This is a genomic window from Halococcus morrhuae DSM 1307, assembly GCF_000336695.1.
Taxonomy (GTDB): Archaea; Halobacteriota; Halobacteria; order Halobacteriales; family Halococcaceae; genus Halococcus; species Halococcus morrhuae.
Genome location: NZ_AOMC01000124.1, coordinates 44,392 through 50,582 on the forward strand (window position 1 = coordinate 44,392; position 6,191 = coordinate 50,582).

Sequence of the window (6,191 nt, forward strand, 5' to 3'; positions counted from 1 at the left end):
GCAGATCACGATCGAGAGTCGACAAACAACGGTGTTTTGACCGATGACCGCGAATCCGAGAAATAGATGTCACACGCAAAGGGCGACCGGCGCGAGCGCGAGCTCGTCAACCGCCTCGACGCCGCGGGCTTTGCGGTGATGCGCGCGCCAGCCAGCGGCAGCGCCACCGAGCGCGAACTGCCGGATGCGCTCGCCGGCAACGGCGAGACGTTCTACGCCATCGAGGCGAAATCCTCGTCGGGTGATCCGATCTACCTCACCGGCGAGGAGGTCGAGGCGCTCGTCTTCTTCTCCCAGAACTTCGGCGCGAAACCCCGTATTGGAGTACGGTTCGACCGCGAGGACTGGTATTTCTTCCACCCGAGCGAGTGCTACACCACCGACGGCGGCAACTACCGCGTCAAAAAGGAGACGGCGCTCGAATCGGGGACGGATTTCGACGAGCTCACCGGCGACTCCTCGCGCACGCGCCTCGACGACTACGACGGCTGAAGGCGATGCGTCGTGCGGTTGTCTGACGCGGAGTTAAGTATCACCCGGCAATTGTCCCGAATGGGCGCGCCACCGGTTCACTCCCCATCCTCCCCACTCGCGCGCCCCGAGGTCCCCGCCTCGGCGGCCCTCCCCTCCCCTTTCGTTGCATCGTCCGAAAGCGACGCATCGGTACCGTGGATCGTTGCGCGAACGCTTGCCACCGCGTCGGGATCGGCGATGAGCGCGAGACGATCACCCGGTTCGATCGCCGTCCGTGGAAGCGGGATCGTCAACGACTCGCCGGCCCGCCCGTGAGCGTAGATCCGCGCCGCATCGGGCACGTCGAGGGTGACGACGCGCTCGCCGACGACGGGCGAGTCCTCGGGCACGGTGAGCGAGGCCGCCGAGAGCCGTTCGGTGATGTCCGCGAGCACGCTGAAATCCCCGCCGAGGAGCGCCGTCTTCGCCCCGGCCGCGCCGAGCTGTTCGGGATAGATGATCTCGTCGACACCCTCGCTGTACTCGCGGTAGACCGCCGCCGAGAACTCCTCGCTGATGCGCAACACCGTCCGACAGCCGTGGTCGTTGGCGACGGCACAGACCGCGAAGTTGGTCTCGGGATCGCCGGTGAGCCCGCCGACGGCATCGGCCGCATCGAGATCGGCCTCGGCCAACACCGCCGTCGCGGAGCCGTCGCCCTCGACGACCGTGAATCCGCTCTCGCGGGCGCTCTCGACCTTCGCCGGGTCGTTCTCGACAACGACCACCTCGTGACCCTCCGTGGCGAGGAGGTCGGCCGTGCGGGTACCGACACGCCCATACCCAACGATAACACATCTCATGGCCTGCCGTAGAACGCCCGGGATGAAAACCCTATCTCCTCTCGTTTCGGCGCGCGTTCGGACGGAGCCGACGACGGCCATGAGGGGAGGGGGGTCGTGCCGGTTGGTGCATCGCTACGGGCGCGCATGTTCCTGATCAAAGGCTATGTGCCGACCCCGATTACGGGCGATCGATGACACGGATCGCCATCACCGGTGCGGCGGGCAACGTCGGACGAACACTGTTGAAGGGGTTCGACGATCACGACGTGACGCCACTCACCTACGACGACGAGGACGACATCGACGGGATCGTCTGCGACGTGACCGATCGCGAGGCGTTCACCGAGGCGCTCGCCGGCCAGGACGTCCTCGTCCATCTCGCGGGCAACGCCTCGGCGTACGCCGACTGGGACGACGTACGAGAAGTCAACATCGACGGCGTCTACAACGCCTACGAGGCTGCCGTCGCCAACGGGCTCGATCGCGTGGTCTACGCGAGCTCGAACCACGCGGTCAACATGGCCGATGTCGTCGATCCGGGCGAGCCCGAAACGATGCGGCCGGACGCGCCGCCGGTCTTCTCGGACACCGACGCACGACCCGACTCCTACTACGGGATCACGAAGGTCGCCGGCGAGGCCATCGGTAACTACTACGCCGCCCGCCACGATATCGAGGTGGTCCACGCACGCATCGGCTGGCTGATGGATCGCGAGGAGCTACGGGACACCCAGGAGAACCCCGACCACGAGTATCCCGAGGCGTACGCCCGCTTCGCCCGCGCGATGTGGCTCAGTCATCGTGACTGTCGCGACTTTCTGGAACGAGCGGCCACGGCCGAACTCGCCGAGAGTCCGGTCGCCGGCCACGGCGTCTCCCGAAACGACGAGCGCTATCTCTCGTTGACCGAAACACAGCGCGCGCTCGGCTACCGACCGCGGGACAACGCTGACGAGGCGCTCGAAAACTGACGGCTCGCGCACTACGGCCTCGGTCGTGGTTCAGTCGAACAGTTCCGCGACGAGCAGGTCGGCGATGCGTTCGTTGGTCGCCGAGCTGTAGTGGCCGCCCTCGCCGCGCTGGACGTAGAGCGACTCGACGGCTTCCGGATCGTCGGCCTCCTCGAAGTGGCGTGGGATGTCGATGGTCTCCAGGATCGGGTAGCGCTCGTCGAGCCGATCGAGCAGATCGCCGTAGATGGGGCCGTGGGTCGCCTCGTAGGCTGCATAGCGCAACTGACCGGCTATCGCGAACACCGGCGTAAACTCCTCCTGGTCGGCGTAGTCGACGAACTCGCCGACGATCGCCTCGAACAGGTCGGCCTTCCGGTCGTAGAGCTCCTCGTGGTAGCGAACCCGTGGCTGTTCGAGCCTGACTCCCGAGCGCGTCTTCGCACGGGCGGTGTCGATACCGGGTAGCGAGACGCCGAGTCGCCCTTCGACGTCCTCCAGACCGGCAGCGGCGAGATAGCGGAGCTGTTCCGGCGGGGCGAGCAGGTCGGTCGCGTACGGGAACCGTGCGAGATGCGGTTTGAACCAGTGGTCGTAGTGGTAGTCGTGCGAACGGAGGAACTCGGCGTGGTCTTCGAGGTCGAGCAGGTCCTCCCGTTCGGTGATCGGCGTCTCGACGCTCTCCAGCGAGCCGTCGTCGAGCCGGTAGCGCGGCTTCACCGCGAGCACGTTGCCGAACTCCTGATAGTGTTTCCAGACGCTCAGAATCCGGGCGATCGACGACGCCGTGACGAGGACGATCACGTAGTCGGTCGGGTCCTCCGGATACTGTCGTTGCAGCCGCATGAGCGCCTGATCGAGGCCATAGTTGCCGCCGCCGTAGTTGCCGACGTGCGTATCGAGCTTTTCGGCGAGATGGTGCTGGAAGGTCTCGTCGTCGTCGACCTCTCGACAGAAACAGTACGAATCCCCGTAGGTCGAGATCGAGATGTCGGTACTCTCATCGCGGTCGGCGGCCGGACAGACCCGACTGCCGTACTCGTCGGTCGAATACTCGACGACGGTACGGACCTCCTCGCCCGGGAGATGATCGCCGGTGTCCTTCTGTTTCGTTTGCTCGGGCTGGGGACACCAGCCGAGTTCCGCATCGAAGCTGGAGAGCTTTTCGAGCAGCGCCCGGTCGATCTCCGGGAACTCCTCTAGAACGACCGTCGGCATGCTGTTCAATCCCTCACCGTATCGCCGCAACAGTCGGCGCGAAAGGAGTTCCAGACCGACCGCGCTCCCTGCCGCAGCGCCGAGCGTCGCCCACGATCGCGTTCGTCGCCCGTCGGTCTCGACCATCACTCGACAACTGGCGGCACGGTGCTGATATACGTTGTGCTGAACGCACTCACCGGTAGTCGTATTCGTCGGCGCATGGTCCCGAAACGCCTCTCGCGTCTTTCTCGACGGAAATTCGAGGTCTGGTACGACTGAAGGGAGCACTATCCATAGCTATTTTCCGGATTTCGCCGATAGCGGGACCGGCGAGCGGAACAGATATTTGACAGCCCATCACGACCGGTCGAACATGGCCTTCGCCGAGCAAACGATCGCCGAATTCCTCGACGACGTCGCAGCACGCGCAGTCACGCCGAGCGGCGGTGCAGTCGCTGCCGTTGGCGGTGCATTCGGTGCAGCGCTCTGCGAGATGGTGTGTATCCATACGATCGAGAAAGACGACGGCGATGTGGGGGCCGGGCTCTCGACCGTTCGTACTGAACTCGAAACACGCCGGGCACACCTGCTGGAGCTCGCGGACGAGGATTCGACCGCCGTCGACGAGCTGCAGGCCGCGTTCGCGGCGTCGACCGACGAGGGGCGTGCCGAACTGATCGACGAGAGATCGCGCCGTGCTGCCGACGTGCCGCTGGATATCGCCGAAGCCTGTCTCGACGTACTCGATCACGCCAAAGCGGTGACGGCGAAGGGGAATCGAAACGCGCTGGCCGACGCCGGAACCGGTGCCTTCCTCGCTCACGCGGCGCTGAAAGCGGCGGTGTTCACCGTCCGGGCCAATCTCGAACTGATCGAGGAGCCGGCTGTCGGCGAGGAGATCGAGGGGCGTGTGGCCGAGATCGACGGGCGGGGCGACGAAGCGTTGGCACAGGTGCGAGCGAACATCGAGGACGCGATCTGATCGGGCAGCGCTCACGAACGACTCTCGGAACCGGGCCGCGGAGCCGACGATGACGCGAACCGTCGACACGAGTCCGGCGTCGGGGCTAGAAAACGCCGATCCGTCCGGCTCGCAGCACGCTGCCGAACCAGTTCGGGGGTACTGCGAGGTGGCTGGCCGTCGTAGGCGGGCGCATGAGCGCGATCGTGGGCGATCTCGAAACGGATCGACAGCCGCCGATGACGATCCCGCTGGCACATTTCGTCGTTGGCTTCTGCTTTCTCCTGCTCGGCGGTCTGCTCGGGCTCGTGGACACGGTTGCTGGCGGAGTCGGGCTGACGCAGCTCTCGCACCTCCATCTGCTCTTCGTCGGGTGGATCTGTCTCACCATCATGGGCGCGATGACGCAGTTCGTGCCGGTCTGGTCGGGCGTCGAACTCCATTCGCGCCGACTCGCGCTCGCGCAGCTGTGGCTGCTCACTCCCGGACTCGTCGGGTTCGTCACGGCGCTGCTCGCGGGGAGCCTCGATTGGCTCCCGCTGTTCGGATCGGTCATGCTCGTCGGCTTCTGGCTGTTCGTCTACAACGTCGGCCGGACGCTGCTGTGCGCTCGTCCGTTCGACGTGACCGAGCGCCATTTCGCGTTCGCGCTCGGAACGTTCCTCCTGCTGACGATATTTGGCGTGCTGCTGGCGATCGATTTCACCCAGCCACTGTTCGGATCGGCGCTCCCGCGTGAGCAGGTTCTCATGGCGCACGCCACGCTCGCGGTCTTCGGCGCGGTGCTCGCGACGGTGCTCGGCGCGCTCTATCAGCTGGGAACGATGTTCACGCAGACCTCGCTGCACGGCATCGATCGCCCGCTCAAACGGTTCGAGGAGATCGCCTATCCCACCGGCGTACTGGCACTCGCCGCTGGCCGCCTCGTGGCGAACGGAGCTCTCGCCCGTATCGGTGGGCTGCTCGTCGTCGCGAGCGTCCTCGCCATCGGTGTGATCCTCGTCAGGCGGCTCTTCGAAACGCGGGTTCCGTGGACGCCGATGCTGTCGCGGTACGCCGTCGTGGCCGTTGCGATGCTGCTCTGGGCGCTGGTGACAGCGCCAGCGTGGTTCGACGATCCGCTCGCCCGCGCGACGCTGTTCGGCACCGAGAGCGCTCACCTGCTCGCGTTCGGCGTCATCGGATTCGTGGTGCTCGGCACGCTCTATCACGTCGTCCCGTTCATCGTCTGGGTACATCGCTACAGCGACCGGCTCGGCTACGAGACGGTGCCAATGATCGACGATCTCTACGACGCGCGCGTCGCCACCGCCGATCTCGTCGCGCTCGTTGTCGGTACTGGGCTGCTCGTCGTCGGCGAGCGATTCGCCGTTCCGGATGCCGTGTTCGCCGTCGGTGGTATCGCCGCACTCGTCGGATTCGCTCTCTTCGTCGGGAACATGGTGCTGGTCGTTCGCGATCACAGCCCACAGGGACTCGGGCGTATCCTCATTCCGGCGTCACGTGAATCACGTGCCGTCGACTCCCGGCCCGAAGAGCGCTGATCCAGCCTCTCTTTCCCCCGCCACCTCTTCACCCGATCATGTTCGGAGTGGAAGCGATGACAATGGAGCAATGATATAGAAGACGAAGATCGATGACAACGACTGAATCCGAACCCATGACCGAACCTGAACCCGAACACGTACGCCTCGACGAACTGGATGGAGCACCGCACGCGGTGGTGTTCGAGCACGACGCGCCGCGTACCATCCGTCTCACGCTCGAAGCCGACCAGCAACT

Annotated in this window: 6 protein-coding genes; 4 read left to right on the forward strand and 2 right to left on the reverse strand. The window is 65.3% G+C overall.

What is annotated here, in order from left to right; all coding sequences use genetic code 11:
• Nucleotides 1-66 precede the first annotated feature (66 nt).
• Nucleotides 67-492: a Holliday junction resolvase Hjc gene (gene hjc / locus C448_RS10270; RefSeq protein ID WP_004054541.1), complete on the forward strand. Its 426-nt coding sequence runs from the start codon at nucleotides 67-69 to the stop codon at nucleotides 490-492.
• Nucleotides 493-569: 77 nt separating this feature from the next.
• Here the strand turns inward: hjc and C448_RS10275 are convergent, their stop codons facing one another.
• Nucleotides 570-1,316: a potassium channel family protein gene (locus tag C448_RS10275; protein ID WP_049916249.1), complete on the reverse strand. Its 747-nt coding sequence runs from the start codon at nucleotides 1,314-1,316 to the stop codon at nucleotides 570-572.
• Between the two features lie 173 nt (nucleotides 1,317-1,489).
• On the opposite strand from C448_RS10275, the gene C448_RS10280 reads away from it, so the two are divergent.
• Entirely contained in the window at nucleotides 1,490-2,269 is a 780-nt protein-coding gene (locus tag C448_RS10280; protein WP_004054543.1) for an NAD-dependent epimerase/dehydratase family protein, read from the forward strand.
• Nucleotides 2,270-2,299: 30 nt separating this feature from the next.
• Here the strand turns inward: C448_RS10280 and C448_RS10285 are convergent, their stop codons facing one another.
• Complete coding sequence (locus C448_RS10285) at nucleotides 2,300-3,592, reverse strand: hypothetical protein (RefSeq protein ID WP_004054544.1); 1,293 nt, start codon at nucleotides 3,590-3,592, stop codon at nucleotides 2,300-2,302.
• 229 nt (nucleotides 3,593-3,821) lie between these two features.
• On the opposite strand from C448_RS10285, the gene C448_RS10290 reads away from it, so the two are divergent.
• Together C448_RS10290 and C448_RS10295 are read left to right on the forward strand one after the other, a co-directional pair.
• Nucleotides 3,822-4,430, forward strand: coding sequence for a cyclodeaminase/cyclohydrolase family protein (locus C448_RS10290; RefSeq protein WP_004054545.1), 609 nt, complete (start codon nucleotides 3,822-3,824; stop codon nucleotides 4,428-4,430).
• Between the two features lie 173 nt (nucleotides 4,431-4,603).
• Nucleotides 4,604-5,953, forward strand: coding sequence for a hypothetical protein (locus C448_RS10295; RefSeq protein WP_004054546.1), 1,350 nt, complete (start codon nucleotides 4,604-4,606; stop codon nucleotides 5,951-5,953).
• Nucleotides 5,954-6,191 lie beyond the last annotated feature (238 nt).

Excerpts from the sequence above, each read along its gene's own strand:
- C448_RS10280 (WP_004054543.1), top strand. The coding sequence starts at position 1,490 with ATGACACGGATCGCCATCACCGGTGCGGCGGGCAACGTCGGACGAACA.
- hjc (WP_004054541.1), top strand. The coding sequence starts at position 67 with ATGTCACACGCAAAGGGCGACCGGCGCGAGCGCGAGCTCGTCAACCGC.
- C448_RS10285 (WP_004054544.1), bottom strand. The coding sequence starts at position 3,592 with ATGGTCGAGACCGACGGGCGACGAACGCGATCGTGGGCGACGCTCGGC.
- C448_RS10290 (WP_004054545.1), top strand. The coding sequence starts at position 3,822 with ATGGCCTTCGCCGAGCAAACGATCGCCGAATTCCTCGACGACGTCGCA.
- C448_RS10275 (WP_049916249.1), bottom strand. The coding sequence starts at position 1,316 with ATGAGATGTGTTATCGTTGGGTATGGGCGTGTCGGTACCCGCACGGCC.
- C448_RS10295 (WP_004054546.1), top strand. The coding sequence starts at position 4,604 with ATGAGCGCGATCGTGGGCGATCTCGAAACGGATCGACAGCCGCCGATG.